Below are 1,550 nucleotides of genomic sequence, written 5' to 3' on the forward strand. Positions count from 1 at the left end.
CCTCTTCGGCAACAACGGCTCCAACAACGCCCACTGCTCGTCCGTGAGATCTCCCCGCCCCATGACCACGATCATTCAGCGCGCAAGATCCATTTGAACCGCCCCGGGTTCGGTAGAGACTTCAGCTTGTGGTTGTGACCTGGGGTTTCGTGGCCGTGAAGTAGTAGTTGGTCTCGTATTCGGCGGGCGGGATGTGCCCTATTTCACCGTGGAGCCGGCGGTGGCAGTACCAGTCGACCCATTCCGCGGTGGCCAGCTCAACCTGGGAGAGCGTCCTCCAGGGCCGCCCCGGTTTGATCAGCTCGGTCTTGAACAGGCCGATCATGGACTCCATGAGGGCGTTGTCGTAGGCGTCGCCGACGGAGCCGATCGAGGCCGCGATGCCGGCGGCGTCCAGGTGCTCGGCGAGTCGGAAACTCGTGTATTGCGAACCGGCATCGGAGTGATGTATCAACTCGCCCCGCTGATACGGCTGTTCGTCGCGGTCGCGTTGCCACAGAGCCATGTCCAGCGCGTCCAGGACGAGCCGTGTCTCCTTCGACAGGGCGGCGGACCAGCCGACGATCCGGCGGGAGAAGGTGTCCACGACGAAGGCGACGTAGACCACTCCCGACCAGGTGCTGACGTGAGTGAAGTCGGCGACCCAGCAGCGGTTGGGGGCCGGCGCGACGAAAGTTGCGGTCCAGCAGGTCCGGTGCCCGCTCGACGCTGCCGTCCGGGATCGTGGTGATGATCTTCTTCCCACGGACGGCACCGGCGACGCCCAACTCGCGCATCAGGCGTTCGACGGTGCACCGGGCCACGAGGTGACCCTGGCGGTGCAGCTCACGCCAGACCTTCCTGGCCCCGTAGACACGGTAGTTGACCTCGAAGATCTGCTGGATGAGCGGCTTCAGCTCCGCATCACGGACGGTGCGGGCCGCCGGGGCCCGGAGGCGTTTGTGGTGGGCGTAGTAGGTGGAAGGGGCGATCTTGCAGTCGTGTGCGGTGAGCACGCGGCAGATCGGCTCGACACCGCCGAAGCGGGCCCGGTGCTCGTCGATGAACGCTACGAGCGTGTGTGTGGCCGGTCGAGCTCGGCCGCGAAGAAACTCGCCGCAGCCTTCAAGATGTCGTTCGCCCGCTTCAGCTCGGCGATCTCCTTCTTCATCGCCTTGATCTGCGCGGACTCCTCCGTGGTCGTCCCCGGACGCTGACCGGAGTCGACCTCGTCCCGCTTCACCCAGTTCCGCAGGGTCTCGGCCGAACCAATCCCGAGCTTCTGGGCGACCGCCCTCAAGGCGGCCGACTCGTTCGGATAGTCACCACGGGCCTCGGCGACCATACGGACCGCTCGTTTACGCAGCTCAGAGGGATAGGAGGAAGGGCGTGCCATGACTCAATCCTTTCACGGAATCGAGTCTCTACCGAACCCGGAACGGTTCAAAGACCTGCGCCGCTTCGACGACGCCCTCCACGCCCACCAAACCGCCCGCGACCTCCACCAACAGACCGGCGACACCCACGGCGAAGCCAACGCCTGGAACAACCTCGGCACCGCACTCAAAGAC

2 protein-coding genes and 1 pseudogene are annotated in these 1,550 nt (G+C 65.2%); all 3 read right to left on the reverse strand.

Annotated features, from left to right (window positions below):
• Window positions 1-121: 121 nt before the first annotated feature.
• Entirely contained in the window at window positions 122-754 is a 633-nt protein-coding gene (locus tag ACFV20_RS36875; RefSeq protein ID WP_381115632.1) for an IS3 family transposase, read from the reverse strand.
• A 40-nt stretch (window positions 755-794) separates the two neighbouring features.
• Window positions 795-995, reverse strand: a pseudogene (locus ACFV20_RS36880) (IS3 family transposase); the annotation flags it as partial.
• 53 nt (window positions 996-1,048) lie between these two features.
• A complete protein-coding gene (locus ACFV20_RS36885; protein ID WP_381115635.1) occupies window positions 1,049-1,375 on the reverse strand; it encodes a transposase in 327 nt (108 codons plus the stop codon).
• Window positions 1,376-1,550: the final 175 nt, after the last annotated feature.

The sequence above is a fragment of the Streptomyces sp. NPDC059696 genome, from assembly GCF_042733745.1.
Classification (GTDB): Bacteria; Actinomycetota; Actinomycetes; order Streptomycetales; family Streptomycetaceae; genus Streptomyces.